Raw genomic sequence first — 26,440 nt, 5'->3', positions numbered from 1 at the left:
ACCGCACAAAATCTAAATCACCCCTCCCCAACGAAGGCGAAGGGAAGAAAGGATGATGGAAAGGTAGAGAGGCACAAAGAGTGGAAGATCGGAAGGACGGAAGAAGCAGTGGCAGAGTAGGTGAAGGCGCAAGGGGGCAGGAGAGGAGAGCGGGATAGCGGGATATAAAGGTAAGGACGGCCGTCCAACAGCGACACCGGTTTGGTGTGTTGCTTCAGCGGCAACTCCCCTAGAGTGCGAATTAGGTCGCTTTCTGCCCCGCCCCCAAGGCCAGAACTTCTTGGACAAGACCGCGGAAACCCGCGGCCACTTTGGGATCGTTGAGGCGCGTGACTGGCACACCCGGAAATCCCTTGAGCGTTCTTGTGCTCAGCGGTCCAAAGATCGCGGTCGCGCGATCATATAGTTGCTGGCGGACAGCTTCGTCCGCGAACGCTGCTCGGTCCTTGAGATAGCCGAGGCTGATCGAGAGCTGCCCCCCAGCCTTTTGCTTCCAGAGATGGAATGGATAAAACCACTTACCATCGGCTCCCGGAAAGCTGGACAGGATTGAGCCATTTGTGGAGGCGACCAGAGCATCGCCCCCTGCGGCCTCGATGATCTCGATGTACTTGTCCGTGGCCCGCAGCATCTCCTCACCGAACGGAGCCATATACTCCGCGATCCAAGACGCCCGGTCCATCGAAACAACACCCGTTGCAGCGGCCTTTGCGGCTGCTGCGCGCTCGGTCTCGCCGATGATGCGCGGGCTTAAGGTCGTTGTGCCAGCGTTGTCCGAAAACCAGCGAAGCTCGACGGCGCGCACATCTGCGCGCATTTGATCATTCAAAAACTCGACAATGCGCGCAAGCTCGCGTGGGATATTATCGGCAACAAAGACGAGCTTCACCCGCCCAGCCTTCATGTTGCTGTCGACCTGCCGCCAGAACTCTTCGGGATCAGCGTCGCCCAGGAACTCGGAAAGGAGCTGATCAGGATTTCCGCCACTGGCTGCTGCTGTTGCTGCAAACGCTTCAGCAACACGCCCGCCTTGCCAGTAGACGGTCCCGTTCGCGGCATAATCCATCATTTGACCGACGACTTCGCGGCGCAGACGGGTGTCGACCGCGCGTTTCAGCTCTACGAGCACCGGCACTCCCTCGCGGGTGACAAACAAATGATCGAGTGACCAACGACCACTACTATCCTCGCGATCAGCAATCGCCTGCTCTCGCTTAATCAGCAGAAGGTCTCCGTCGCCGTCGGTAATCAGCTCCGGATATCGCGCAACCAGCATCTGCATCTGATCCTCGCTTGCGGGAGCGGAAGGAGCCATCCGGCGAAGCCCGCCGTCCACATCCACCATGTAAAGAACGCCTTGAGTCACGACGCAGGTGAACTTGTAGGGGCGCTGAGGCGATTGAATGCTCGCTCGAACTCGATCCGCTCCTCTTTGCTGACGTGCCGGCTCTTCCGGAAGGCGCTAAGAGCGGACCGGGCTGCGGTATCAAAGTCGGCAAAAGCGACTTGTCCTTCTGCCAACCTCATTTTTTCAGCTTGTTTGAGCATCGGTAGAGTTGCGCGCAGGAGGTCGCTTCCGGTGCCGATCGTGGCAGCTTCACGTCGCAGAATTGCATTTCGTTCCTCATGCATCTGCTGCACGGTGGAACCGGTAAGAGGGGTGAACCCGCTATACTTTGAATGGAAGTGGCTCATCTGAGCAAGGCTGTCCTGCTTCGCTCGCAACGAAACCTCGCGAGATCGTAAACTGGAAAAGTCAGCCATGCTTTGTGCGAGCGCAATGCGACCTGAGAGCTGCTCTTCGGGCGTTAGGCTGGCTAGTTTGCTACTTAAATCGACCTGCTTGGACGCTGATCGGCTGTACAAGTAGAAGCCGCCACTAGCCAATAAAGCTGCCAGCAATAGCGGCTTGAACCAAGCTTTCGAAGTTCGTTCACGGTACATGTCATTTTTCATTTCGAAAGACGCTGCTGATCTAAACTCAAGAACGGCAGATCAACTTGCGGGTCAAGCAAATCTATGGCCTCCTTCAGTTGCTCAACGCGAAACCCTTTCATGTATCTGGCAGTCTCTCCGGGGACGACCTGCCCCGCGATGGCTGCCACCATCTCGCGGCGTACATCGGCTTGCTCGAGGAGCGTGATCGCGGTGTGACGCAGTGAGTGGAAGTCGAGACCTCGCTCATAAAGACCTATGCCACGCCGGTAATGACCGAACCACTTGCTGAACCCGTGCCCAAAGCGACCGTCTGCCCCACCAGGCTTCAACGATGGGAACAAGCGAGTCTCGCCCTTGGCGGCAAGGTCTTGCACATATTCAATGAGCCCCATCCCGAGGAGCTCTCGATGGAGCGGCACGTGACGCCTCGCCGTGGCGTTCTTGAGCTTTCGGGGCGGCCGATCATTAAGGTCGAAGATCCAAATGTTTCTTTCTTGCCTGACGTCGACGAGGTGGAGCTGACAGATCTCCTCCTCACGCATGGCCGAGAATAGGCCAATCAGAGGTATCCAGAACTTCTCGTCGCGATAAATATATGGGCCAGCTTTCGATCGGCGAGCATCCGACTTGCAGCCGGACCAGACAGGACTCCCAAAGAGCAATCTGAGCTTTTCCGTGGGCCAGTGCTGCCGCTGGTCTTTTGCTCTTTTGCCGCCCTCAAAACGAAATTGCCCGAAGATGCTCTCGGAGAGCCGGCCGGCTTCAACTTCGTCACGCCACAGGGCCGCTAGTGCCGAATGATGCCGCTGCACGGTTCGAGGCGAGAGGCGCTCGGAACCTTCTTCTCCGAGAGCGATCTCGACGATCTGAGCCGGAGTGAGCCTGCGGTACCTGCGCGCTTTCCCGTAGTCTCTGGGCAACTCCTGAAGTGTTCGGATGAAGCGTGCTGCATCCTGCCGTGTATAAGCGGCCAACGGGCGGTCGTCGCAGATTTGAACAAAGAGCTCGTAGGTCTTTCGTGCTTGCAAGGCCGTCTGCCCGTCCCAGCTCCTCAATCGAATGCGTCTCTGTCGGTACTCCTCAGCGGCGTCGCTAAATGAAGGTGAAATCGCGGCTTCGCCCGCAGAATCAGTTGCTTGCGCCGCCTTCATCACTGAAGCAGGCTGCTGGCTATCGGCGAGCAAGATCGGATCTTGCGGCTGGTAGTGAAACTCGCCCTCGAACCGCTTCTTCATTGCCGACGCGACGTCGACACTCGCCCGAAGCACAGCTTGCTGCAGCCTGGATCTACTAAGCTCGTCGAGTTCTGCTGTGAGGCCTTCCCGCTCGAGCAGGTCGCTTACCCATTTACCAGCGCTCTCGAGCTCATTTCTGGCCAATGCTGCCTTGATGTCAGAGCCGAGCCGCTCATAGTAGCCGATGGCGGCTTGCCGGTTGGCCTCGTCGAACTGAACGCCGGTTGAGAGGCGCAGTCTATTTTCCTCTTCAAGCTCGAACTCATAGAAGCGTTTTACCAGCGCTTCGATCTGCCGCTCATCCAGCATCGGTCTACCCCTGAGGAGACCGAACAACGCCTCCGATTTTAGATAAAGCGATCGTGAGCGCCGATGCGCAAGCCCTGGATCGTTGGTTCTCAAGCTGCAAGACAGCTCACGGCGTCTCAAAGCAGGCCGGAGCTCAGCAGGAACGCCCCTTCGGAAATAGTACGTGCCGCTACGTCGGATGGTGTTAGGCACCCTCCTCATGCGCGGCCCAGCCGCTTTTTGTAGCAAACTTTTGTAGCAGGCTTTTGTAGCAAAACCCCATCCCGAGCTGTTCAGGCGCCTACCGCGCCTTTGTTTTTCAACAGCTTAGGTGGAAACTGGCTGGGGCGGCAGGATTCGAACCTGCGAATGCCGGTACCAAAAACCGGTGCCTTACCACTTGGCGACGCCCCAGTGCGCGGGCGGCTTATAGCGGCCCGGACGGGCGCGTGAAGCCCGTTTGGTTGTGCCCCAGGCTGCCGTGGAGCGAGATACTCGCAGCCGTCCCGTGGCAATTCAGGCGGCTCGGCTCTCCTTGTTGGGGAGGAGCGGCAAATTGGGCGATGCTGCCGTGGCCGGGAGGTCCGAGGATCTGCCAAGGGTGAGGTCGCTTGCTGGCGATCGGCCGGTCGGGATGGCGGGACGGCCGAACAGATAGCCCTGAAGCTGGCCGCAGCCGAGCGCGGTCATGGCCTCGGCCTGCTCGACCGTCTCGATCCCCTCGGCGGTGACCTCGATGTGCAGGCCGCGGGCGAGGGTCAGGATGGACTCGACGATGGCACGCTCGGCAGGACGACCGGGCATGGCCGCCGCGACGGTGAAGCTGCGGTCGATCTTGACCTTGCTGAAGTCGCCCCCAACCAGGCAGGCATAGTTGGAATAGCCCATGCCGAAATCGTCCAGCACCAGCCGCACGCCGAGCGCGCGAAGCTGGCCGAGCGTCGCCCTGGTGGTGCTGTCGTCGGCAAGGAAGATGCTTTCCGTCACTTCCAGCTCCAGCCGCTCGGCCGGAAGCCCGCTGCTGGCGAGCGCGTGGATGACGTGACCGACCAGCACCGGGCCGGCGGCGAGCTGGGCGCTCGACACATTGACCGCGACGCGCGCGCCGTCCGGCCAGCCGACCGCTTCCCGGCACGCTTCGCGCAAAACCCAGTTGCCGACCTGCCCGATCAGCCCGGCATCCTCAATGACCGGCACGAACAGGTCTGGCGGCACCTCGCCACGCAACGGATGGGTCCAGCGCAGCAGCGCTTCCCGTGCGAGCACCTGATGGCCGTCGGCGTCGACGATCGGCTGATAGGCGAGGCTGAGCTCGCCGCCCTTCAGCGCCGAACGAAGGTCGCTCTCCAGCGCCCGATTGGCGGCGGCCTGCTCGGCCATGCACCGCGCGAAGAAGTGAAAGCTCCCCCTTCCCGCTTTCTTGGCACTGTAGAGGGCAAGGTCGGCACTGCGGGTGAGCGCTTCCTCGGTCGCTCCGTCGGAGGGAGCGATGGCAATGCCGATGGTGGCGCCGATGTTGAGGTCGGAGGAACCGATCCGATACGGCGCCGACAGGGACCGGATGACCTCGTCGGCGAGGTTCGCCAGCTGGCCACGGCTGCAGCCGGCGGTCAGCACCAGCGCGAATTCGTCACCGCCGAGCCGTCCGACGCGCGGGCCCGCGGCCACCTTCTCGAGCCTGCGCGCCACCTCGCACAGCAGCTCGTCGCCAATTCCGTGGCCGAGCGTGTCGTTGACCAGCTTGAAGCGGTCGAGGTCGACCAGCATCAGCGCGCAGCCGCCATGGCCGGCGCGGTACCTGAGCAACGCTTCCTCGAGCAATTCCCTGATCAGCAGCCGGTTGGCGAGGCCGGTCATGAGGTCGTGACGGGCCGCGGTGACGCTGTCGTGGCCGGTCAGGCGTGACGCCGTGATGTCGCTGCCGACGCCGCGCCAACCGAGCAGGCGACCTTCCGCATCAAGGAGGGGTTTGCCTGATAGCGACCACCAGGCACGGCCACTGCGCGCCGGGATGGCGAGATCGCGGAACGGGCGTGCCGATCGCAACGACTCCAGCATGCTCCGCATGCCTGCGGATACCGCCGCCACCTGCCCCTGCGGATCGAGCAGATCCTCCACCGAACGGCCGACCAGCTGGTCTGGGGTCACACCAACCGCGTCGGCAAGGCTGTTCGACACCCGCGTCAGGCAAAGGTCGGGACCCAGTTCCCACAGCCATTCGCTGCCCGAAGCATCGAATTCGCGAAGAAGGGTGATGAGTTCGGCCTTCTCCTCAAGCACCAGGGTGGCGGCGAGGTGCCCGGCGAACTGGCGGGCATTCCACATGACCGCATAGGTCAGCAAAGCGGCGAACAGCGGCAGAAGCACCGGAATCGTCACCGGGTCGAGCCGCGACATGCTGATGAGCCCGCCGAGCGTGATGGTCGCGACGTAGCAGAGCGCGGCCGGCGGCACGGTCGAAAGGGTGACGCTCGCTCCGCTGGCAATGCCGAACAGGACCAGGATCATGATCATCCGGTCGCTCGTAGGAGCGGCATCGAACCACAGGACGACCGGCGCAACCCACAGCAGGCTGAGGAACTGGATCGGCGGGAGGATGGTGCGGATGCTCGGCGGGTTGGCAGCGGCATAGGCGGGATCGCGCTTGAGCCGGACAACCCTGGCCTGCCGGACCAGGCAGAAGAGAGTCAGGGTGCCGAGCCAGAGGCCGACCTCCCAGTGCGGCACGTCGCGCCACAGGCAGGCACCCAGGATCAGCGCGGCCAGTACGTTGACGGTGATGGTCAGCGGCACGAGCCGGACGAGCGCGTCAACCTGTCCCTGGCGGAGACGTTGCCCGAGACTGTCGCTCGGTGGCTTCAGGAAGCAGAGCTGCAGCAGATCAACCGGTGGAGCGAAGCGCCCCGGCCAGCCGCTGTGCTGCAATGAACGGATCTCCGCCACGCATTTCGTTTAGGGGGCAGATGCGAAAAAACTCTGAAGACTGAAGCGAAATTTGCGGGATGATCGCTTCCGGATCGGTTCTATTCCAGGGCCGTGCGGTGGGTTTCGGGAAGCCAGATCAGGCTGACCACGAACGCCATGGCGACCACTGCGATCGTGTACCACAGACCGGCAAAGGCATCGCCTGTCCGGACCACGATATACTGGCTGATGAAGGGCAGGAAGCCTCCGAAATAGCCTGTGCCGATATGATAGGGCACGCTCATCGACGTGTAGCGGATGCGCGCCGGGAACAGTTCGACCAGGATCGCCGCGACTTGGCCATAGGTCATGGCCGACAGCGCGACCATCGTTGCGATCGCAAGGATGATCTTCCAGCGCACCTTCTCGGCCGGATCGGCCTTGTCGGGATAGCCGGCGGCGGCGAGCGCGGCGACATAGGCCTTCTCGTCGAAGCCATCGACGCGCGACGGGCCGACCTGGATCGCCGCCCCGCCCCCGGCTTCACCGCTGGCAACGGTGGCATAGGAGATGCCCCGCTTGGCAAGGAAGGCCTGAGCCTTGGCGCAGTCCTGCACCTGCTTGGGCGCGAACACGCTGTAATCGCAGGACTTGCTGACCGTCAGCGTCACGGGGTTGGTCTCGGTCGCACGCTTGAGCGCCGGATTGGCCCCGTCCGCCATCAGGTGGAACAGCGGGAACAATAGCACCAGGGTCAGTCCGTAACCGAGCAGCAGCAACTTCTTGCGGCCGACCCGATCCGACAGGGCGCCGAAGCCGACGTAGAGCGGCGCCGCGAGCAGCGCGCCTACCGCCATGTAGAGCAGGGCCTCTTCCTCGGCGACCCGGGCCGTCCCCTGCAGGAAGTAGAGCGTCCCGAACTGGCTGGTGTAATAGATGACGGTGAGGCCCGCGGCGACGCCGAACAGAGCGACGAACACGCGCTTGATGTTGCCGGGATAGGTGAGGCTGTCCCTGAAGGGATTGCGGCTGACCTGGCCGCTCTCCTTCATCGCCTTGAACACCGGGCTCTCGGACAGTTTCAGGCGGATGTAGAGCGAGATGGCAAGGAGCAGCAGGCTGATGAGGAAGGGCACGCGCCAGCCCCACGCCTCGAACTGCTCAGGGCTCATAGCGTGACGGCAGACGAGGACCACCATGAGGCAGAGCAGGAACCCGCCGACCACGCTGACCTGGATCCAGCTGGTATACTGGCCGCGCTTGCCGGGCGGCGCATGCTCGGCGACGTAGATGGCCGCGCCGCCATATTCGCCGCCAAGCGCAAGGCCCTGCAGCAGGCGCAGCAGCACCAGCAGCACCGGTGCCGCAAGGCCGGCAGCGGCATAGGTGGGAAGCGCGCCGATCGCCGCCGTCGCGCCGCCCATCAGGGTGATGGTGACGAGGAAGGTATATTTGCGCCCGACCTTGTCGCCAAACCAGCCGAACAGCAAAGCGCCGAGCGGCCGGACCCCGAAGCCGGCGCCGAACGCGGCCAGGCTCGCAAGCGTCGCAGCGGTGGGATTGTCGGCCGGAAAGAACAGCTTGCCGAGCAATGCTGCGAGAATGCCGTAAAGAAAGAAATCATACCATTCGAACACCGTCCCGAGCGCGCTGGCGGTGATCACCAGCCGGTCACGCTTGGGATCGACGACGTAGGTGTCGGATGCGGCAGTCGTGGCCATATGATCGATTTCCCTCCCGGCGCAGGTTTGTAGCGGGGCGGAAAAGGAGGGCAAGCAGGCTTGTTCTCCTGCGCGAGCAGGAACCCAGCGGCTTCATGGCCTGCGGTGCTGAGAACAGCCCCTGCCTCCGCAGGGGACCAGGATTACGCCTGTCGCCCGTTCACCAGGTCGTCGTAATCCTGCGCCAGCTGCTGCTGCAGCGCGCCGATCTCGAAGCTCCACGGACCTGCCGACTGGACAAAGGTCACCTCGGCCGCCGAGCCGGTCAGGAAGAAGCTCTGGAAGCTTTCCAGCTCCTCCGGCCAGATGGTCCGCTCCTGCACCTCGATGCCGCGTTTCCTGGCCAGCTCGATCAGGGTCTGGCGCGTGATGCCGTTGAGGAAGCAGTCTGGCGTCGGCGTGTGGATGACATTGTCACGAATGAAGAAGGCGTTGGCGCCGGTTGCCTCGGCTACCTGCCCGCGCCAGTCCATCATCAGCGCATCGTCGAACCCGCGTGCATCGGCATGGGCCTTGGACATGCTGGCGATCATGTAGAGACCCGAAGCCTTGCTGTGCACCGGCGCGGTGTAGGGAGCCGGTCGCCGCCACGGCGCGATGTCGAGGCGGATGCCCTTGGCGGCCTTTTCGGGCGGGTAGTATTTGCCCCAGTTCCAGGCCGCGATGGCGAGGTGCGGGCGGGTTCCGATCGGGTTCACCCCCATGCTCTCCGACCCGCGCCAGGCGACCGGGCGCATGTAGGCGTCGGTAAGATTGTTGGCGAGGAGCACCGCCTCGCAGGCGGCGTCGATCTCCTCGACCGTCCAGGGAATCTCGAACCCGATCAGCTCGGCCGACCGCTTCAGCCGGGCGCTGTGGTCGCTGAGGCGGAAGATCTTGCCGCCATAGGCGCGCTGGCCCTCGAACACGCTCGACGCATAATGAAGCGCATGAGTCAGGATGTGGACGTTGGCCTCGCGCCACGGCACCAGCTTGCCGTCGAACCAGATCATGCCGTCGCGGTCGTCGAAGCTCACGTCCATATCCCCAAATCGTTCGAGTGGCGCTTAGGCGCGGGCGGGCGGCGGCGCAACGATCCTAGCCCCGGATCTCCGCGGCAAGCTCTGCCGAACGAGACGTTGCGGCGCCGAGGGTCCGGTCGATCAGGCCCGGCAACTCGGCGTCGAGCACCTTGAGCCCAGCCTCGGTCGTCCCCCTCGGACTGGTGACCCGCCGAGCCAGTTCGGCCATCGGCTCTCCGCTCGTGGCCGCCAGCCAGGCCGAACCGAGCACCGCCTCGCGGGCGGCGGTGAGTGCGAGGCCGGAATCGAGCCCCCTGCCCTCGCCAGCGGCGGCGAAGGCGGCGATGAAGCGGGCCACATAGGCCGGCGTGGACCCGGCGACGAAGCCAATGGCGCCGAACTCCTCCTCCGACGCACACCAGGGCGCGAAGCCGAGCATCGAGAACCAGGGCTGGAGTTCGGCCTGAAGTGCCTTGTCCTCGGGATCGGACGCAAGCAGCGGCAGAACGCCGCGCCGCACGGCCACCGGAAGATTGGGCATCACCCTCACGAGTGCCCGCGCCGACGGGAAGAGCTGGCGCAAGATCGCCATGTCGGCCCCGGCGAGCATCGAGACGACGACCGTGTCACGTGTCGCCCAGCGCGCCACGTCGGACGAAAGGTCGCGCAGCTGCTGGGGCTTGAAGCCGAGGATCAGCCGGTCCGGCGGCCGGTCGATTTCGCCAAGGCGCTGCACGGTCCGGATCCCCGGCACCGGCGTGCCGCTTGGCCGGACTGCGGTGAAGCTGTTGGCATCCTCGCCGGCGAGCAGCCAGCCGGCCGCCATCGCCTGCCCCATGTTGCCGCAGCCGACGAAGAGATTGTGCTTGGACATATTGCTCCTCGTTCCCCGTCGAAAGCCGGGGTTGTGTCACTGGCTCCAATTGCAGCGGGCCCCGGCTTTCGCCAGGGTATCAGGCCTCCCCGGCCGTTTCGATCAGTGCGGCGCTGATCGCCTCGCTCGGGCTCTTGCCGCCCCACAGGACGAACTGGAACACCGGGTAGAAGCGCTCGCACTCCTCAAGCGCCGCCTCGCTGATCGCCTCGGCCTGTTCGAAGCTGAGGCCGTCCTCGCCGCCGTCGATCAGCGCCGCGTAGCGAAAGACGATCAGGCCGCTGTTCGACCAGAGCTCGAAATGGCCAAGCCACAGCTGCTCGTTCACCAGCCCCAGGGTCTCGTACATGGCGGCGCGCTTGTCGGCGGCAACCTTGACGTCCGGAAAGGCGAGGAACTGCAGCACCTGGTCGTCGGGCCGCCACACGCCGCGCAGCTCATATTGGGCCCAGCTGCCCGGCGCCGACGCGACGATCTCGCCGTCGCCGGTCCGTTCGCAGACCCAGCCGCGCGCTTCGAAATAGGCTTCGAGCACTTCGATCGGAGCGCCGTCGTCGCGCTCCTCATGCCCGCCTTCGTCTTCGTTCGCCAGAGCGCTCACTCCTCGGGCGTTTCGACGCCCGTAGTGCCAACCGGCGGTGCCTTCGCATCGCCCGCCGGAGTCTTGCGGGCCTTGGCACCCTTCAGCGCCGCGATGTCGGCCTTGAGCGCCTCGACTTCCTCGCGGGCGGTGGCCGCCATCGTCTTGACCGCCTCGAACTCGTCGCGGGAGACGAAGTCCATTCCCGCCACCCATTCCTTCATCCGCTCGCGCATGCCGTCCTGCGCCTCGCGCGTCATGCCGGCAACGGTTCCAGCCGCGCCGTTCACGATCTTGACGAAATCCTCGAAGAAGCGGTTCTGCGATTGCATTGGTTCAACCCCCAGTGATTCCCAGCGGCGCCCGGTCGGCACCCGGATTGAGGCGGCCGATCTCGAAGTTGAGCGCGGTCGCCAGGCACAGCCATGCCAGATAGGGCAGAAGCAGCAGCCCCGCTACCCGTTTCACGCGCCAGAACAGGCTGAACGCCAGGCCCGCCGCGACCACCATGGCGATGATCACCACCAGGCCCCAGTCGATCGCCCCGGCGCCGAAGAAGATCGGCGACCAGGCATAGTTGAGCGCCAGCTGGACGAAGAAGATGGTCAGCCCGATCCGCCGCACGCGACTATCCGGCGCGGCGAGCACGATCGCCACGGCGATGCCCATCAGGGTGTAGAGCGTGGTCCAGACGACGCCGAACACCCAGCCCGGCGGCATGAAGCCCGGCTTCTCGACCGCATCGAACCAGGGATTGCCGAAGCCGCTGTTTGACAGCAGCCCGGACAGGTTGCCGGCGACCACGATCAGCGGCACCGTGATCAGCGCATATTGCCACCAGCGCCAGCGCCTCGGCTCGGTGGTCGGATGGGTCGCCAAGGTCACTGTCCTTTCCGTGCGGCCAGCAGGAACTCGACATTGCCCTCGGGACCGGTGATCGGGCTACGCGTCGTCCCAAGAACACGCCACCCCCGCGAAGCGATCCATTGTTCCGCGTCCGCCACGACCCGCTGGTGGACGGCCTCGTCGCGGACAACCCCGCCCTTTTCCACTTCCGCCCGCCCGGCCTCGAACTGCGGCTTGACGAGCAGCAGCGCCCGCCCCCCTTCGCGAACGAAATCAACCGCTTTGTCGAGCACCTTGTGAAGCGCGATGAAGCTTGCGTCGCACACCAGCAGGTCGATACCCTCGGGAACCTGTTCGTCCGTCAGGTGGCGTGCATTGGTCTGCTCGTGGACAACCACCCGCGGATCCTGACGCAGCTTCCAGGCGAGCTGGTTGGTCCCGACGTCCACCGCATAGACCTTGGCCGCGCCCCGGCTCAGCAGCACGTCGGTGAAGCCCCCCGTCGACGATCCCACGTCGAGACAGGTCAGGCCCGCCGGATCGATCCCGAAGTGATCGAGCCCGCCGACCAGCTTGAGCCCGCCCCGGCTGACCCACGGATGATCCTTCCCCCGCACCTCGAGCGGCGCATCAGAAGCGACCGTCTCCCCCGCCTTCGCCACCTTCCGCTCCCCCGCGAAGACAAGCCCCGCCATGATCAGCGCCTGCGCCTTCGACCGGCTTTCCACCAGCCCTCGATCAACCAGAACCTGATCGACACGCTGCTTCATGGCCGAAGGAAGAAGGCAGTCTGGACGCGAAGGCGCGAGGGAGAAAGAAAGGCGCGAAGGGTCATGAAGAGCCTGCCATGCTGTTGACGACCCGGCGCAGCCCTTGGCGGAAGGTTTCCTCACCGAAGTTCATCAGCAATCCTACGGGTTGTCTCGACAAGCGCAGATAGGTGAGGAGTTGCGCGCTGTGGATGGAGGCAAGGCGCTCCAGCGCCTCGACCTCGATGAACGTCCTTCGCGCCTTCCTTCACTTCTTCGCGCCTTCGCGTTCAGACTGCCTTTTGCCTCACAAGGCCCGGACCTCGTTCTCCACCCCGACACTGTTCCGCCGCAGCGCCTTCAGCACCGTGTCGACGATGTGCGGGGCGTTGAGCCTGGCTTCGTCATACTGCTTGGCCGGGCTGTCCTGGTCCTGGAAGCTGTCCGGCAGGCGCATGGTGCGCAGCTTGAGGCCGGCGTCGATCAGCCCCTCGTCGCTGGCCATGGTCAGCACGTGGGCGCCGAACCCGCCGACCGCCGCTTCCTCGACCGTCACCGCCACTTCGTGGGTGGTCAGAAGCTTGCGGATCAGCGCCTCGTCCAGTGGCTTGGCGAAGCGGAGGTCGGCGACGGTGGTCGACAGGCCCATGGCTTCGAGCTGCTCGGCGGCCTTCTCGGCCTCCTCCAGCCGGGTACCGAGCGACAGGATGGCGACCGTCTTGCCTTCGCGAACGAGTCGGCCTTTGCCGATCTCCAGCTGCTGGGGCTCGGCCGGCATCGCCAGTCCGCGCCCGTTGCCGCGCGGATAGCGGACTGCGATTGGCCCACTGTCGTGCAGCGCCATGGTGTGAACCATGTGGGTCAGCTCGACCTCGTCGGCCGCCGCCATGACGACGAAATTGGGCAGCGTGCAGAGATAGGCGAGGTCGAAGCTGCCGGCATGCGTCGCGCCGTCCGCGCCGACCAGCCCGGCACGATCCATCGCGAAACGCACCGGCAAATTCTGGATGGCGACGTCGTGGACCACCTGGTCGTAGGCGCGCTGGAGGAAGGTCGAATAAATGGCGCAGAACGGCCGGAAGCCCTCAGCGGCGAGGCCGGCGGCGAAGGTCACGGCATGCTGCTCGGCGATGCCGACGTCGAAAGTCCGCTCCGGATGGGCCTTCTCGAAGATGTCGAGCCCGGTGCCGCCCGGCATGGCGGCGGTAATGGCGACGATCTTCTCGTCGCGACTGGCCTCGGCGACGAGGGCATCGGCGAACACCTTGGTGTAGGCCGGCGGGCCGCCGCCCGGGCCCTTGTCCTGCTTGCCGGTGACGACGTCGAACTTGACCACGCCATGATATTTGTCGGCGCTGCTCTCGGCCGGGGCGTAGCCCTTGCCCTTCTGGGTCACGGCATGGATCAGCATCGGCCCGTGATCGCTGTCGCGGACATTCTCGAGGATCTCGACCAGGCTGATCACGTCATGGCCGTCGACCGGACCGACGTAATAAAAGCCCAGTTCCTCGAAGAGCGTGCCCCCGGTCATCATGCCGCGGGCATATTCCTCGAGCCGCTCGGCGGCATTGCGGACGGGCCGCGGCAGGTGGCCGGCGAGCCGCGCGGCGAGCTTGCGGGGGCTGAGATACTTGTTGCTCGACACCAGCCGGGCGAGCGCGTTGCGCAGGTTGCCGACCGGCGGCGCGATCGACATGTCATTGTCGTTGAGAATGACGATCAGGCGGCTTCCGCCCTCGGCCGCATTGTTCATCGCCTCGAACGCCATGCCGGCGGTGGCGGCGCCGTCGCCGATCACCGCGATGGCGCGGCGATTGGCGCCCTCGAGCTTCGACGCGACCGCGAAGCCGAGCGCCGCCGAGATGCTGGTCGAGCTGTGGGCAGCGCCGAACGCGTCATATTCGCTCTCGGTCCGCTTGGTGAAGCCGCTGAGGCCCCCGCCCATGCGGAGCGTGCGGATGCGGTCGCGGCGGCCGGTCACCACCTTGTGCGGGTAGCATTGATGGCCGACGTCCCAGACCAGCTTGTCGCTCGGCGTGTCGAACACATAGTGGATTGCAACCGTCAGTTCGACGACTCCGAGACCGGCGCCAAGGTGGCCGCCGGTCACCGACACGGCCGAAATCACCTCGTTGCGAAGCTCGTCGCACAACTGCGGCAGCAGGCTCTTGTCGAGGCGGCGGATGTCGGCCGGATAATGGACCGTGTCGAGGAGCGGAGTGTGGGGGCGCGAACTCATAAGGGAAATCACCTACCCTCATGATCCGCGGAAGTCGAATAGAGACCTAAGGCCCTAGCCGCAAAGCTGAACTTTTTCGGCTCCTCAGCCGCAGTCGGCGCAGGTGCCGCGCACTTCGATCACCGGCTGGCGCGGCGCGAAGCCGCTCTGCTCCGCCGCCTTGCGCACGTCGTCGGCGATCCGGTCGTTGTCGAGATGCTTTGCCTGTCCGCACGTGTCGCAGATGAGGAAAATGCAGTCGTGCAGGCAGGCCGGATGGGCGTTCGCCACATAGGCGTTGGCGCTCTCGACCCTCCGCGCCAGGTTGGCACCGACGAACAGGTCGAGGATTCGGTAGACGCTGTTGGCCGCGACGCGCCGCCCCTGCGCCTTGGAGACGGCCTCGGCGATGTCATAGGCGCTGGCCGGGCGATCGAAGCCGGCCAGGGCGTCGAACACCGCCTCGCGCATCCCCGTCCACTGCTCGCCGCTGGCGGTCAGGGTGTCGCGCGCGGCGCTCTTGAGCGCGTCGCCGCCGTGCAGGTGATGATCATGCTTGGCCATGGGATATCGTTACGCCCGCCGGGCTTCCGAAACAAGGATCAGCGGCGGCCGAACGGGTGCGAGGTGCCGCGGCGGTTGAGGTCGTGGCCAAGCGCCAGGATCAGCACGCCGAGCATGGTCGCCGCCGCCTCCGTGCCGTCGTGCGGCAGGGTCAGCGACCCCGCCATCACGCCCAGCCCGAGCCCGCCGACCGCGCTCGGCATCATGAAGCCATGGTCGAGCATGCCGCGGCCGAGCGCGAAGGCGCCGAGGGTCATGGCAAGGGTCAGGCCCACCTCATGGACCCAGTGCGAGCCGAGCAGGCCGCCGAAGGCCGACATGGCCGCGAGGAAGATGGTGGTCGCCACGCAATGGACGAGGCACAGCCCTGACAGGCCGATGGCCAGCCGGTCCCACGTGTGGGTCGAGGCGTGTGTCTGATTCATGTCGTCGCGTCCGCAATGTAATAGTGCAACATCGCCGAAGTTACAACATCTCTCCTGGCCATTCGGTCCGCTTGCCCGCGCTTTCGCCTGCGACCATATGGCGCCCCATGTCCGCCGCCCCTGCGCTCCAGCCGCCGACCGCCCGCCCGCTCGCCATCGCCAACTGGCTGCTCAGCCTGTGCGGCCTGATCTTCGTCATGGTCGTGGTCGGAGGGATCACGCGGCTGACCGAAAGCGGGCTGTCGATCACCGAGTGGAAGCCGATCACCGGCGCCATTCCCCCGCTGACCGAAGCCCAGTGGAGCCAAGAGTTCGAGCTCTACAAGCGCATTCCGGAATATCAGCAGATCAACCGCGGCATGAGCCTCGACGAGTTCAAGAACATCTTCTTCTGGGAGTGGGTGCACCGGCAGCTGGGCCGTGTCATCGGCCTCGCCGCCCTCCTTCCCCTGCTCTGGTTCGCCGCCCGTCGCGCCATCCCCAAGGGCTATGGCCTCAAGGTCGCCAGCATCTTCCTCCTTGTCTGCGTCCAGGGCGCGATCGGCTGGTGGATGGTGGCGAGCGGACTGACCCAGCGCACCGACGTCAGCCACCTGCGGCTCGCCGTCCACCTGCTGACCGCCTTCTTCATCTTCGCCTTCGCGCTGTGGCTGGCGCTCGACCTGCGCTCGCCGGGCGCCCGGCCGCGGCGGGTCCCGACGCTCGCCATCTGGGCCTTCGCCATCCTCGCGCTGCAACTTCTGTTCGGCGCCTATGTCGCCGGCCTCGACGCCGGCTATGCCTTCAACAGCTGGCCGCTGATGGGCGACGAACTCTATCCCGCCGCCGCCCCGTGGCTTGAGCCGGCCGTTCGCAACTTCGTCGACAATCCGATCACCGTGCAGTTCATCCACCGCTGGCTGGCCTTCGGCGTGCTGGCGGTGGCGATCCTGCTGGCGGCCAAGGTCAAGCGCGCCGGCGGACGCCCGCAGAGCCTCGCCCTCCATGTCGCCGTCGGCCTGCAGATCCTGCTCGGCATCCTCACCCTCCTGTCCGGAGTCGACCTCAACATCGCGGTCGCCCACCAGGCCATGGCCACCCTCGTCATCGCCGCCTTCGTCGCAGCAGCCCACCGGCTGGCGGTCGCCGAGGGCAGCACCCGGGCCGCGGCGTCGCCCGGCACCAATGGTGAAGCGGCAGGCACCGCCGCCCCGCTCGTGCCCAGCCCAGCCGAGGGACGATGACGGTCGTCACCGTCTACTGCGTCTTCGCCGACGCCGAGGAAGCGGAGCGGATCGGGCGAACCGTCGTCGAGGAGAGCCTCGCCGCCTGCGTCAACATCCTTTCCCCCTGCCGGAGCATCTACCGCTGGCAGGGCGCGATCGAGGAAGCGGCCGAAGTCCCCGCTTTGTTCAAGACCAGCGACACCGTCGCCGACCGCCTGATCGAACGCATCGCCCTCCTTCACAGCTATGACGTGCCGGCCATCGCCGTCTGGCCGATCGACCGGCTGCTCGCCGACTATGGCGACTGGGTCGAACAGAGCGTCCTTCAGCTATAGGGTATCATTTTACCCGCCTTGAACATCGCTGTTTTGCTTGACTTTCTGACGCTCTCCCGCGATTAGCCCCTCACAAGCGCTGCCCTGCCGGGTGGCGTTTTCCTGTTTGAAAAAGGGTTTTCAGCCATGAAGGCGCTGATGAAGACCACCAAGTCGGCCAAGCCGGCTGAGGTCGAGAAGAAGTGGCATCTGATCGATGCCGAAGGCCTGGTCGTCGGCCGTGTCGCCACGATCATCGCCAACATCCTGCGCGGCAAGCACAAGCCGAGCTTCACCCCGCACGTCGATTGCGGTGACCATGTCATCGTCATCAACGCGGACAAGGTGCGCTTCACCGGCCGCAAGACGCAGCAGAAGATCTACTACAAGCACACCGGCTATGCCGGCGGCCTGAAGGAAGTCACCGCCGCCAAGGTGCTCGAGGGCAAGTTCCCCGAGCGCGTGCTGGAGAAGGCTGTCGAGCGGATGATCCCGCGCGGCCCCCTCGGCCGTGACCAGATGCGTGCGCTGCACCTCTACAACGGCACCGAGCATCCGCATGCCGGTCAGGACCCGCAGCCGCTCGACGTCGCGTCGATGAACCGCAAGAATAAGGTGGGCGCATAACATGGCCGACAAGAAGTCCCTCGCCGATCTCGGTGCTCTGACCAGCCAGCCGGCCCCGGCCCCCGAGGCCGCCGACGCTCCGGCAGAGACCGCAGCCGCCGCTGACGGCGCCGCTCCCGAAGCCGAAGCTTCGGACGAGCCGGCTCCGTTCGTCCCGGCCCAGTCCGAGGCTCCGCTGCGCGAGCAGCAGCTCGACAAGTTCGGCCGCGCCTATGCGACCGGCCGCCGCAAGGACGCCGTCGCGCGCGTCTGGCTGAAGCCGGGCTCGGGCAAGATCGTGGTCAACGGCCGCGACCAGGAAGTCTATTTCGCCCGCCCGACCCTGCGCCTGGTCATCAACCAGCCGTTCGGCATCACCGACCGCGTCGGCCAGTATGACATCATCGCCACCGTTAAGGGCGGCGGTCTGTCGGGCCAGGCCGGTGCGGTACTTCACGGCATCGCCCAGGCGCTGTCGCGCTACGAGCCGATCCTGCGCACCACGGTGAAGCGCGCCGGCTTCCTCACCCGCGACCCGCGCGTCGTCGAGCGCAAGAAGTACGGCCGCGCCAAGGCTCGCCGCAGCTTCCAGTTCTCGAAGCGCTAAGCTTTTCTCATTCGAACAGAAGGGGCGTCCCGGTTCATCCGGGGCGCCTTTTCTTTTGGCTGCCGCTCAGAGCGTGGGCGGCGAGGCGCCGGCCTTGCGCCACTTGTCCTGAAGTTTTTCATATTCGTCGGTACGCTGCTCGGGCAGGCCCTCGGTATTGAGCCAAGCGCGGTTGATGCTCTCCGCGCCGAAATGGCTTCGGGGTGTGAAGACCGACGGGTCGTCGAAAGCGGCCACGGTCAGGTCCATGTTCTCGCTGCCTTCAAGGAACCGGAAGCCGAGGCTCGTCCCGCAGGTCGCGCAGAACGGCCGCTCGGCGATGGGAGAACTCCGGTACCAGTCGGGCTCTCTATCCCAGGTCACATCGGCCTGCTTGACCCCGACCATCGCCAGGCTGACGTTGCCGCTGGCCTTCTGGCACATGCGGCAGTGGCAGAGGTAGGCGTGGGGGTCGTCGGGGATGTCGACCGTGAACCTTTTCGCGCCGCACAGGCAGCCACCGCTCATCTCAGCCATCGTCATCCTCCCTGTCGTCATCCCGGACATCATCCGGGTCCCGCTTTGGCGGTCAAGCGAGGAGGAAAGAAGCGGGATCCCGCCTCAAGCCCGGGATGACGGATGAGGAGGGTCAGCCCTTCTGCAGATGCTTGCGGCCGAGCAGCTCGGCGATCTGGACCGCGTTCAGCGCCGCGCCCTTGCGCAGATTGTCGCTGACGCACCACAGGTTGAGGCCGTTCTCGACCGTCGGGTCCTCGCGCACACGGCTGATGAAGGTCGCATAGTCGCCGACGCACTCGACCGGCGTCACATAGCCGCCCGGCTCGCGCTTATCGACCAGCATGACCCCCGGCGCCTCGCGCAGGATCTCCTGGGCTTCCTTGGCACCGATCTCGCGCTCGAACTCGATGTTGATGCTTTCCGAATGACCGACGAACACCGGCACCCGGACGCAGGTGGCCGTCACCTTGATCTTGGGATCGAGGATCTTCTTGGTCTCGACCACCATCTTCCATTCTTCCTTGGTCGAGCCGTCGTCGAGGAAGTCGTCGATGTGGGGGATGACGTTGAAGGCAATCTGCTTGGGGTAGAAGCTGGGCTCGACCGAATCGCCGACGAAGATGTTGCGCGACTGGTTGAACAGCTCGTCCATACCCTGCTTGCCGCTGCCGGACACCGACTGATAGGTCGAAACGACCACCCGCTTGATGCCGGCGGCGTCGTGCAATGGCTTCAGCGCCACCACCATCTGCGCGGTGGAGCAATTGGGGTTGGCGATGATGTTGCGGGCCTTGTAGCCGGCCAGCGCCTCCGGGTTCACCTCCGGCACGATCAGCGGCACGTCGGGGTCCATGCGGTAGAGCGAACTGTTGTCGATCACCGTGCACCCGGCAGCGGCCGCACGCGGGGCGTGGACCTTGCTGACCGAGGAACCGGCCGCGAACAGGGCCATGTCCCATCCGGCAAAGTCGAAATGCTCGAGGTTGCTGACCTTCAGTTCTTCGCCGCTATCGCCGAAGTCGATGATATCGCCCTGGCTGCGGCTGCTCGCCACGGCCGCCACCTCGTCGAGCGGGAACTGCCGTTCCGACAGGATCTGCAGCATCTCGCGCCCGACATTGCCCGTCGCGCCGACCACGACGACCCGATAACCCATGCTTGTTCTCCTTGAGCGCGCCCTTATCGTGGCTTGCCGCAAGTGGCGAGGGGGACGGGCATGCGCAAGGCACTGGTTCTGGGACTGATCGTCTTGGGGCTGCTGGCCGCCATGGCCGCGACCCGTTCGCTGACCCGGCCGCCGCCCGTCCGCTCAGCCAATGCGCCCGGCCAGTTCGACGCCCCGCGCGCCAGGGACCGGCTCGCCCGGATCCTTGGCGACCAGGCGCCCCACCCCGCCGACAGCGCCGCCAGCGACTCCGTCCGCGACCGCCTCGTCACCGAACTTCGCCGGATGGGCCTCACCCCGCGCATCGACGACCGCTTCGCCTGCAACGGTCTGTTCAAGCAGCGCGGCGTCAGCTGCGCGCGGGTCCGCAACGTCATCGCGACCCTCGGTCCTGACAACGGCAAGCCGCACCTGCTCGTCAATTCCCACTATGACAGCGTGCCCGTCGGCCCCGGTGCCTCGGACGCCGGCATGGGCGTCGCCGCCATGCTGGAAGCCGCCTCGCTGATGAAGGACCGCCCGCTCGGCCGGCCCGTCACCTTCCTCTTCAACGAGGGCGAGGAACTGGGCCTCGTCGGCGCCCGCGCCTTCGTCGATGCCGATCCCTTGAGCCGCCGCGTCGATGCGCTGATCAACCTTGAGGCGCGCGGCACCGCCGGTCCCGTCAACATGTTCGAGACCTCGCTCCCGAACCGCGCGCCTGTCGCCCTCTTCCGCGATCACGTGACCAACCCCGTCGCCAGCAGCCTCGCGGTCAGCGCCTACCGGCTCATCCCCAACTACACCGACGTCAACACCTTCGCCGAGGAGCGTCGGTGGCTGACCCTCAACTTCGCGCCGATCGGCAACGAAACGCGCTACCATTCGCCGGGCGACGACCTCGCCGGCATGGATGTCGCCACGCTCCAGCACATGGGCGACCAGCTGATGGAGGTCGGCACCGCCCTATCCGCCGGCACTCCGCGGGTGACCGAGGCCGAGATGCTGTTCACCAACATCGGCACCTCCTTCCTCCTCACCATGCCCTTCCTGCTCGGCCTGGCTTTGGCCGCCGCTGCCTTCCTGCTGCTGCTCCGCCTGGTGTGGGTCGAGAAGGCCTGGGGCGCCTTGCTCCTTTTGGCCGTCAGCCTCGCCGCCGGCACCGCGCTCGCCTGGGCGGGCCTGACAATCGTCGGACTTGCTCGAGAAGGCCAGTTCTGGCGCGCCCACCCCACGGTGACCGAGCTTGCCATCTATGCCGGCGTGATCGCGGCCGGCCTGGCGCTGGTCGGCGCGTCGCGCTTCCGCCTGCCCCAGCTCCGCGCTGCCTGGTGGCTGCTGTTCGTCGGCCTCGGCCTCGGGCTCACCAGCATCGCCTCGGGCGCGCTCATCTATTTCGTGATCCCGCCCCTGCTCTACGCCCTGGCAGCGACGCTCCGCCGCCGGTCCGAAGCGGTGCTCGTGCCGGCGAACCTGATCGCGGCGCTGCTCGTCTTTGTCATGCTCGGAGGCATGCTCGGGCTGCTCCAGGACCTGCTCAATGGCGGCCCCCTGTGGGTCTTCGCCCTCTTCGGCGGCCTCATCATCCTTCCCTGGCTGATCGAGGCCCGCCCGCTGCTCGAGGGAGAACAGCGCCGCCGATTGCTGGCCGCCGCCCTCGCCTTCGCCGCCCTCGCCTGGCTCCCGGCCGCGCTCGCGCCCGCCTACAGCACCGACCGCCAGCAGCAATGGTCGCTCCAGTATGTCCTCGACTCCGCCGAGAAGCAGCCGGTCTGGTCGGTGGTCAACGATCGCAGGAGCCTGCCCGGCGAGTGGCGGCGCTTCGGCGACTGGCGGTTCGGAAGCCTGCCGTTCAGCCGGCGCCAGCGCTGGATCGCTCCCGCGCCGCTGGTCGGCGGCCTGGTGCCGGCCCGGCTGATCCCGGTCGAGGCGGTGAACGTTCCTGGCGGCCGCCGCGTGCGCCTGCGGATCGAGGCCAATGGCGCCGAGGATGTCGCGCTTTCCGCCGCCGCTGACGCCCCCGTCCGCGCGCTCGGCATGCCGGGCCTGATGCGGACCCCGGCGAGCGAGGGTGCGTCCGGCCGCTATCTCCTCGGCTGCACCGGCCGCTCCTGCGACGGCGCCACCTTCGAACTGCTGCTCGGGCCCCGGCCGGTCGAGTTCATCATCACGGACACCCGCTGGTCCCTCCCCCCCGCCGCCATCCCGCTCAAGGCGGCCCAGCCGCGAAACGCCCGCGCACAATATGTCCCCGACTCGACTCTGCTGGTGAGCAGGCTCCGCCTTTGAACCAACGAAAAAGGGCCCGACCGGCGGTCGAGCCCTCTTGTCGATCGGCAATGCCTGTCGGGCTTAGCCCTCGGCGTTGCCGGCCTGGGCGGCGCCCTTGGCCGGACGCGGGTCGCGGCGCTCGGCGATACGGGCCGACTTGCCGGTGCGGCCGCGCAGATAATAGAGCTTGGCGCGGCGGACGGCACCGCGGCGGACGACCTCGATCGTCTCGATGGTCGGCGAATAGAGCGGGAAGACGCGCTCGACGCCCTCGCCGAAGCTGATCTTGCGGACGGTGAAGTTCGAACCGATGCCCTTGTTCGAACGGGCGATGCAGACGCCCTCGTAATTCTGGACGCGGGTGCGCTCGCCTTCGACGACGCGGACGCCGACGCGGAGCGTGTCGCCCGGACGGAATTCGGGGATGGCGCGCTTGGCGGTGAGCTCGTCGATCTGCTCGCGCTCGAGGGTCTGAATCAGGTTCACTTCGATCTACCTTCGTCTCGTTGCCGCGCACCAGAGGGCGACGCCTGCGAGACGCCCCCATGGCGCTCGTACAGGTCCGGCCGCCGTAGCCGTGTGTCCTCGATCGCCCTTGCCTTGCGCCAAGCGGCAATCTTCGCATGATCCCCCGATCGCAGCACTTCGGGGATCGTGCGCCCTTCCCATGTCTGAGGTCGGGTATAATGCGGATGTTCGAGCAGCCCCGTTTCGAAGCTCTCGTCCACACCGCTTGTGGGCGCGCCCATTACGCCGGGAAGCAGCCGAACGCAAGCATCGAGCAGGACCATCGCGCCAAGCTCGCCGCCGGAGAGGATGTAGTCGCCGATCGAGACGGGTTCCACGGCGCGGGCTTCGAAGATGCGCTCGTCGAAGCCCTCGAAGCGGCCGCATAGGATGATGGCGCCCTCGCCTGCCACGAGGTTGCGCACGCGGGCCTGGGTGAGCGGGGCGCCGCGCGGGCTCATGGCGAGGATCGGGCGGCCGTCAGCGACGCTGTCGATCGCGGCGGCGAGCACGTCGCAGCGCAGCACCATCCCCGCCCCGCCTCCGGCTGGAGTGTCGTCGACCGTCCGGTGCCTGTCGATGGCGAAGTCGCGGATGTTGGTGGCGTCGAGGCTCCAGATACCCTGCTCAAGCGCGCGACCGGCAAGGCTGGCGCCGAGCGGTCCCGGGAACATGTCGGGGTAGAGGGTGAGGACCGAGGCGCGGAAGGTCATGGGCGCCGCCCGGCCACTTCGACAAGCCCGGCCATGATCAGTCCAAGCACGAAGGCGACAAGCCCGAGCACGACTGCAAGCTGCACCATCGCAGCCGCGACGAGCGGACCCCAGTCATCCTCGCTTGGGGTAAGGCCGAGCACGGCAAGGATGCCGCCCACGACCAGGCACAGGGTCGGTCCTGGCAACGCAGCCGTCACCATCCGCCGCCGCACGGTCCAATCGGTCCGCCGCTGCTTCAACAACCAGCCGCCGAGCAACGCAGTGACTCCAAACACCAACAGCACGGTCAGCCATGCCCAGGGCGAAAGGACGGCGTAAGCAATCATCGAAGGGGCGTCTAATCACTCCACGGGGAACCGCCAAGCCGCGCCGCTCATTGCGCGGCAATGTCCACCGAAGAACCCATTGACGTGCTGATCGTCGGCGGCGGCCCCGCCGGCCTCACCGCCGCCATCTATCTATCCCGCTTTCACCTCGACATCGTCGTCGTCGACGAAGGCAAGAGCCGGGCAAGCTGGATCCCTTGCTCCCACAATCATGCCGGCTATCCCGACGGGATCAACGGCAAGGAATTGCTGGAGCTGATGCGGACCCAGGCGCAGAAATATGGCACCAAGATCGAAACCGGCCGGGTCCACCGCCTCGACAAGGACGAAGACGGGCTGTTCTCCGCCGACTGGGGCGCTGGCCCCCAGCGCGCCCGCGCCGTCCTGCTCGCGACCGGTCTCACCAACCGCAAGCCGCCGATGGACCCGGAGCTTCACGACGAGGCCATGGCGCGCGGGCTGATCCGCTACTGCCCGATCTGCGACGGCTATGAAGTGACCGACAAGCGCGTCGGGATTATCGGCTCGGGCAAGGGCGGGGTCGGCGAAGCGATCTTCCTGCGCTCCTACACCGCAGACGTGACGCTGATCGCTCCGGACAGCGCGCTCGACCTGCCGGAGGACGATCGCAGGCGGCTCGAAGAAGCGGGCGTTGCGCTTGTCGACGGCCCCGCCGAGGCGATCGGCTGCGTCGAGAATTGCATCACCATCGACACCGCCGACGGCCTGCTCAGCTTCGACAGCATCTATCCCGCGCTCGGGAGCGATACCCATACCGGGCTGGCGCAGATGGTGGGGGCCGAGATCAACGAGGAGGATTGCTGCCTCGTCTGCGACGAGAAGATGCGCACCAGCATCGATGGCCTCTACGCCGCCGGCGACGTCGTCCACGGCCTCGACCAGATCAGCCACGCCATGGGCGAAGGCGGACAGGCCGCCACCACCATCCGCAACGACCTTGCCGCCAAGCGCCCACTGAGGCGGCAACCGGTAGTGCTGCCGGAAGCGAACGAAACGAAACGCGAGCGGGTTGAAGCGGGCGACGCCTAGCGCTTCAGAATACCGCCCCGATCAGCAGCACCGGGCTCTCCGCCGGCGAAATCTGCAGCTTGCCGCCGCCTTCGGTGATGAGCGCATGGGCCAGCCACGCGCCGGCCGCCCGCGGCTCGACCTGGCCGACCGCGCCGCGCTCCAGCGTCGCCCGCAGGTTGGGGTCGAGCAGCAGCCGCGGCCCTTCGGCACGGATGACGATCTCGGTCCCGTTGGCGCCCTTCTCGGCACCGATGTCGAGCTGCCCGCCGCGGACCAGCGCGTCGCCCGCGACCAGCGCGAGGTTGAGCAGCACCTTGACGGCATCCTTGGGCAGCTTCTCGGCCGACACCATCCAGCCAAGCGTGATCTTCTTTTCCGCCCCGAACAGCCCTTCGAGTGCCGTCCGCGCCTCGCGCGTGTCGATCTCCGCACCGAAGCCGCCGCCGGCCCCGAACGCCAGGCGGAAGAACTTGAGCTTGGCGGCGCTCGCCCGCGCGCTTTCGGCAAGCAGCTCGAGGCAGCGCTCCCGCATCTCCGGGTCCTGCTCGTCGGCCATCAGCTCGATGCCGTTGTTGAGTGCGCCCACTGGCGACAGCAGGTCGTGACACAGCCGCGAGCAAAGCAGGCTGGCGAGTTCGATCGCGTTCATGGGCTCCTCAACTGGCCGAATGGCAAAGCGGGCGCAAGCGCCGCCCTTGCCAAGTAGGATTTCACATGATGTGCTCGGACGGTGTTCCTCCGCGACTTGTCCTTCCCTGCCGGCCTTTCTTCCAGCCTCCCTCCCGGGCGCCGCGACACCCCCGCCACCGGTGACCTTTGTGACCTTGTTCAGGTTCGCACCGCTTGAAATCGCCGTGCAGCGCACCATCTCGCTCGGCCATGGCGGGGGGGTCCGACATCATCGACGTTGCGCTTGAGGCTGGGCATGCGGGCTGGCGGCTGGACCGTGCCCTGGCGGATGCTCTTCCTACCCTCTCCCGCGAACGGCTGAAGAGCCTGATCAAGTCGGGCGCCCTCACCCGCGGCGAAGCCCTCGTCCGCGATCCCTCGCTCAAGGTCGCCGGCAGCGAAGCCTTCCGCCTCGAAGTGCCGTTTCCGACCGCGGCCGAGGCCGAGGCACAGGACATCCCGCTCGTCATCGTGCACGAGGACGAGCATCTGCTGATCGTCGACAAGCCCGCCGGGCTGGTCGTCCATCCCGCCGCGGGCAATCTCGACGGCACGCTCGTCAACGCCCTTCTCCACCATTGCGCCGGTCGCCTCAGCGGCATCGGCGGGGTGGCGCGGCCGGGCATCGTTCATCGCATCGACAAGGACACGTCGGGGCTGATGGTGGTCGCCAAGACCGACGTCGCGCATGAGGGCCTTGCCCGCCAGTTCAGCGCCCATACAATCGACCGGCGCTATATCGCGGCGGTGAACGGCATTCCCCGGATCGACAGCGGCACGGTCGATGCCCCGCTCGCCCGCTCCTCGGTCAATCGCAAGAAGATCGCGATCGTTGAGGAAGGCCGGGGCAAGAGGGCGGTGACGCACTGGAAGCGGCTATCGGTAGGACGCGACTCGGCCTTGGTCGAATGCCGGCTGGAAACCGGGCGGACCCACCAGGTACGGGTGCATATGGCCAGTCTCGGCCATTCCTTGGTCGGCGATCCAGTCTACGGCCGCAACAACAAGGCCGTGGCGGCCGTTGCCAAGGCATTGAATTTCCAGCGGCAGGCCCTGCATGCCGCGGTGCTCGGCTTCACTCATCCCGTGACGAAGCACCGTTTGTCGTTCGACAGCCCTGTCCCAAAGGACATGCAGGAACTGTTCAAGGCACTTGGTGTATAGGATTAGACATGGCAGGGCGTTTTCGTGCTCTGCCATTG

28 protein-coding genes, 1 tRNA gene and 1 pseudogene are annotated in these 26,440 nt (G+C 65.9%); 7 read left to right on the top strand and 23 right to left on the bottom strand.

What is annotated here, in order from left to right; translation table 11 throughout:
* Positions 1 to 241 precede the first annotated feature (241 nt).
* The 17 genes and pseudogenes from JOY29_RS01650 to JOY29_RS01575 all read right to left on the bottom strand — a co-directional run bounded on the left by JOY29_RS01650 (position 242) and on the right by JOY29_RS01575 (position 15,343).
* Positions 242 to 1,366, bottom strand: coding sequence for a hypothetical protein (locus JOY29_RS01650; protein WP_300974464.1), 1,125 nt, complete (start codon positions 1,364 to 1,366; stop codon positions 242 to 244).
* Positions 1,363 to 1,956: a hypothetical protein gene (locus JOY29_RS01645; RefSeq protein ID WP_300974463.1), complete on the bottom strand. Its 594-nt coding sequence runs from the start codon at positions 1,954 to 1,956 to the stop codon at positions 1,363 to 1,365. Before JOY29_RS01645 ends, JOY29_RS01650 begins: the two co-directional genes overlap by 4 nt.
* Positions 1,953 to 3,482 carry a site-specific integrase gene (locus JOY29_RS01640; protein ID WP_300974462.1) on the bottom strand — a complete coding sequence of 510 codons (1,530 nt, stop codon included), beginning with the start codon at positions 3,480 to 3,482 and terminating at the stop codon, positions 1,953 to 1,955. The genes JOY29_RS01645 and JOY29_RS01640 overlap by 4 nt, the downstream gene beginning before the upstream one ends.
* Before the next feature lie 21 nt (positions 3,483 to 3,503).
* Positions 3,504 to 3,683, bottom strand: a pseudogene (locus JOY29_RS13995) (DUF6538 domain-containing protein); the annotation flags it as partial.
* A gap of 117 nt (positions 3,684 to 3,800) precedes the next feature.
* Positions 3,801 to 3,875 (bottom strand) — tRNA-Gln (locus tag JOY29_RS01635).
* A gap of 102 nt (positions 3,876 to 3,977) precedes the next feature.
* Entirely contained in the window at positions 3,978 to 6,404 is a 2,427-nt protein-coding gene (locus tag JOY29_RS01630) for an EAL domain-containing protein (protein WP_300974461.1), read from the bottom strand.
* A gap of 80 nt (positions 6,405 to 6,484) precedes the next feature.
* Complete coding sequence (locus JOY29_RS01625) at positions 6,485 to 8,086, bottom strand: MFS transporter (RefSeq protein ID WP_300974460.1); 1,602 nt, start codon at positions 8,084 to 8,086, stop codon at positions 6,485 to 6,487.
* A gap of 143 nt (positions 8,087 to 8,229) precedes the next feature.
* The gene (locus tag JOY29_RS01620; protein ID WP_300974459.1) at positions 8,230 to 9,108 is read right to left on the bottom strand and encodes a branched-chain amino acid aminotransferase; all 879 of its coding nucleotides are present in this window, start codon (positions 9,106 to 9,108) and stop codon (positions 8,230 to 8,232) included.
* 55 nt (positions 9,109 to 9,163) lie between these two features.
* Entirely contained in the window at positions 9,164 to 9,961 is a 798-nt protein-coding gene (locus JOY29_RS01615) for a pyrroline-5-carboxylate reductase dimerization domain-containing protein (protein WP_300974458.1), read from the bottom strand.
* A 79-nt stretch (positions 9,962 to 10,040) separates the two neighbouring features.
* Positions 10,041 to 10,553, bottom strand: a complete 513-nt coding sequence (locus JOY29_RS01610; protein ID WP_300975568.1) for a YbjN domain-containing protein — start codon at positions 10,551 to 10,553, stop codon at positions 10,041 to 10,043.
* A gap of 5 nt (positions 10,554 to 10,558) precedes the next feature.
* Positions 10,559 to 10,873: an accessory factor UbiK family protein gene (locus JOY29_RS01605; RefSeq protein ID WP_300974457.1), complete on the bottom strand. Its 315-nt coding sequence runs from the start codon at positions 10,871 to 10,873 to the stop codon at positions 10,559 to 10,561.
* A 4-nt stretch (positions 10,874 to 10,877) separates the two neighbouring features.
* Positions 10,878 to 11,420 (bottom strand): TspO/MBR family protein, encoded by a 543-nt coding sequence (locus tag JOY29_RS01600; RefSeq protein ID WP_300974456.1) that lies wholly within the window; start codon positions 11,418 to 11,420, stop codon positions 10,878 to 10,880.
* Between the two features lie 2 nt (positions 11,421 to 11,422).
* The gene (locus JOY29_RS01595; protein WP_300974455.1) at positions 11,423 to 12,157 is read right to left on the bottom strand and encodes a TlyA family RNA methyltransferase; all 735 of its coding nucleotides are present in this window, start codon (positions 12,155 to 12,157) and stop codon (positions 11,423 to 11,425) included.
* 61 nt (positions 12,158 to 12,218) lie between these two features.
* On the bottom strand, positions 12,219 to 12,383 hold the full coding sequence (locus JOY29_RS01590; RefSeq protein WP_300975567.1) for a GxxExxY protein: 165 nt from the start codon (positions 12,381 to 12,383) through the stop codon (positions 12,219 to 12,221).
* Positions 12,384 to 12,443: 60 nt separating this feature from the next.
* Entirely contained in the window at positions 12,444 to 14,375 is a 1,932-nt protein-coding gene (gene dxs / locus JOY29_RS01585; RefSeq protein WP_300974454.1) for a 1-deoxy-D-xylulose-5-phosphate synthase, read from the bottom strand.
* An 84-nt stretch (positions 14,376 to 14,459) separates the two neighbouring features.
* A complete protein-coding gene (locus JOY29_RS01580; protein ID WP_300974453.1) occupies positions 14,460 to 14,918 on the bottom strand; it encodes a Fur family transcriptional regulator in 459 nt (152 codons plus the stop codon).
* 38 nt (positions 14,919 to 14,956) lie between these two features.
* A complete protein-coding gene (locus JOY29_RS01575) occupies positions 14,957 to 15,343 on the bottom strand; it encodes a MerC domain-containing protein (RefSeq protein WP_300974452.1) in 387 nt (128 codons plus the stop codon).
* A gap of 107 nt (positions 15,344 to 15,450) precedes the next feature.
* On the opposite strand from JOY29_RS01575, the gene JOY29_RS01570 reads away from it, so the two are divergent.
* The 4 genes from JOY29_RS01570 (at position 15,451) to rpsI (ending at position 18,075) form a co-directional block, all read left to right on the top strand.
* Positions 15,451 to 16,566 carry a COX15/CtaA family protein gene (locus JOY29_RS01570; RefSeq protein WP_300974451.1) on the top strand — a complete coding sequence of 372 codons (1,116 nt, stop codon included), beginning with the start codon at positions 15,451 to 15,453 and terminating at the stop codon, positions 16,564 to 16,566.
* Positions 16,563 to 16,883, top strand: a complete 321-nt coding sequence (cutA, locus tag JOY29_RS01565; protein ID WP_300974450.1) for a divalent-cation tolerance protein CutA — start codon at positions 16,563 to 16,565, stop codon at positions 16,881 to 16,883. The genes JOY29_RS01570 and cutA overlap by 4 nt, the downstream gene beginning before the upstream one ends.
* Before the next feature lie 126 nt (positions 16,884 to 17,009).
* Positions 17,010 to 17,489 carry a 50S ribosomal protein L13 gene (gene rplM / locus JOY29_RS01560; protein WP_300974449.1) on the top strand — a complete coding sequence of 160 codons (480 nt, stop codon included), beginning with the start codon at positions 17,010 to 17,012 and terminating at the stop codon, positions 17,487 to 17,489.
* Position 17,490: 1 nt separating this feature from the next.
* The gene (gene rpsI / locus JOY29_RS01555; protein WP_300974448.1) at positions 17,491 to 18,075 is read left to right on the top strand and encodes a 30S ribosomal protein S9; all 585 of its coding nucleotides are present in this window, start codon (positions 17,491 to 17,493) and stop codon (positions 18,073 to 18,075) included.
* A 66-nt stretch (positions 18,076 to 18,141) separates the two neighbouring features.
* Here the strand turns inward: rpsI and JOY29_RS01550 are convergent, their stop codons facing one another.
* Entirely contained in the window at positions 18,142 to 18,591 is a 450-nt protein-coding gene (locus JOY29_RS01550; RefSeq protein WP_300974447.1) for a GFA family protein, read from the bottom strand.
* Positions 18,592 to 18,703: 112 nt separating this feature from the next.
* A complete protein-coding gene (locus tag JOY29_RS01545; protein WP_300974446.1) occupies positions 18,704 to 19,729 on the bottom strand; it encodes an aspartate-semialdehyde dehydrogenase in 1,026 nt (341 codons plus the stop codon).
* Positions 19,730 to 19,789: 60 nt separating this feature from the next.
* Here JOY29_RS01545 and JOY29_RS01540 point away from each other — a divergent pair, with 60 nt between their 5' ends.
* Entirely contained in the window at positions 19,790 to 22,006 is a 2,217-nt protein-coding gene (locus JOY29_RS01540; protein WP_300974445.1) for a M20/M25/M40 family metallo-hydrolase, read from the top strand.
* A gap of 63 nt (positions 22,007 to 22,069) precedes the next feature.
* Here JOY29_RS01540 and rplS read toward each other — a convergent pair whose 3' ends face one another.
* From rplS to JOY29_RS01525, 3 genes are read right to left on the bottom strand one after another with little or no spacing between them, the layout of a single operon-like run.
* Positions 22,070 to 22,474 carry a 50S ribosomal protein L19 gene (rplS, locus tag JOY29_RS01535; RefSeq protein WP_300974444.1) on the bottom strand — a complete coding sequence of 135 codons (405 nt, stop codon included), beginning with the start codon at positions 22,472 to 22,474 and terminating at the stop codon, positions 22,070 to 22,072.
* Complete coding sequence (gene trmD, locus JOY29_RS01530) at positions 22,471 to 23,208, bottom strand: tRNA (guanosine(37)-N1)-methyltransferase TrmD (protein ID WP_300974443.1); 738 nt, start codon at positions 23,206 to 23,208, stop codon at positions 22,471 to 22,473. Before trmD ends, rplS begins: the two co-directional genes overlap by 4 nt.
* On the bottom strand, positions 23,205 to 23,537 hold the full coding sequence (locus JOY29_RS01525) for a hypothetical protein (protein WP_300974442.1): 333 nt from the start codon (positions 23,535 to 23,537) through the stop codon (positions 23,205 to 23,207). Before JOY29_RS01525 ends, trmD begins: the two co-directional genes overlap by 4 nt.
* Before the next feature lie 60 nt (positions 23,538 to 23,597).
* Here JOY29_RS01525 and JOY29_RS01520 point away from each other — a divergent pair, with 60 nt between their 5' ends.
* A complete protein-coding gene (locus tag JOY29_RS01520) occupies positions 23,598 to 24,587 on the top strand; it encodes an NAD(P)/FAD-dependent oxidoreductase (protein ID WP_300974441.1) in 990 nt (329 codons plus the stop codon).
* 4 nt (positions 24,588 to 24,591) lie between these two features.
* On the opposite strand, the gene JOY29_RS01515 is transcribed toward JOY29_RS01520, so the two are convergent.
* Positions 24,592 to 25,218 (bottom strand): histidine phosphotransferase family protein, encoded by a 627-nt coding sequence (locus JOY29_RS01515; RefSeq protein ID WP_300974440.1) that lies wholly within the window; start codon positions 25,216 to 25,218, stop codon positions 24,592 to 24,594.
* A 230-nt stretch (positions 25,219 to 25,448) separates the two neighbouring features.
* On the opposite strand from JOY29_RS01515, the gene JOY29_RS01510 reads away from it, so the two are divergent.
* Positions 25,449 to 26,402 (top strand): RluA family pseudouridine synthase, encoded by a 954-nt coding sequence (locus JOY29_RS01510; protein ID WP_300974439.1) that lies wholly within the window; start codon positions 25,449 to 25,451, stop codon positions 26,400 to 26,402.
* Positions 26,403 to 26,440 lie beyond the last annotated feature (38 nt).

This window comes from Sphingomonas sp. LHG3406-1 (genome assembly GCF_029637485.1).
Classification (GTDB): domain Bacteria; phylum Pseudomonadota; class Alphaproteobacteria; order Sphingomonadales; family Sphingomonadaceae; genus Sphingomicrobium.
Note: the sequence above shows the minus strand (reverse complement) of the source record. Positions and strands in the feature narration are given on the sequence as shown.